This window comes from Vibrio sp. 10N.261.46.A3 (genome assembly GCF_041472995.1).
Classification (GTDB): Bacteria; Pseudomonadota; Gammaproteobacteria; order Enterobacterales; family Vibrionaceae; genus Vibrio; species Vibrio coralliirubri.
This window is the reverse complement of the sequence record NZ_JBFRRH010000192.1, coordinates 1-206: the sequence shown is the minus strand read 5'-3', so window position 1 is coordinate 206 and position 206 is coordinate 1. Positions and strand designations below refer to the sequence as shown.

Annotated in this window: 1 protein-coding gene; it reads right to left on the bottom strand. The window is 45.6% G+C overall.

Annotated elements, in window-relative coordinates:
- Positions 1-206 (bottom strand): hypothetical protein (locus AB4484_RS26575; RefSeq protein WP_372081039.1); only part of this gene is annotated, 206 nt, incomplete at both ends.

Sequence of the window (206 nt, the reverse complement as noted above, 5' to 3'; positions counted from 1 at the left end):
TCAGTTGCACCTTGGTAGGTGGTCGTGTTAGTAGCACCTGTGATCTCGGTGATCTTAATACCTTCATTGCCAGACGATAGCGTCGCTTCTAGAGTAGAGATATTGCGTAGTTCGTAAACCTCAACTTTGTCAGCACCTTCTGTCGTAACAAATGCACCTGTTGCTTGAGACACCACAGACCCAAGATCATCTTCATCAACGACAAA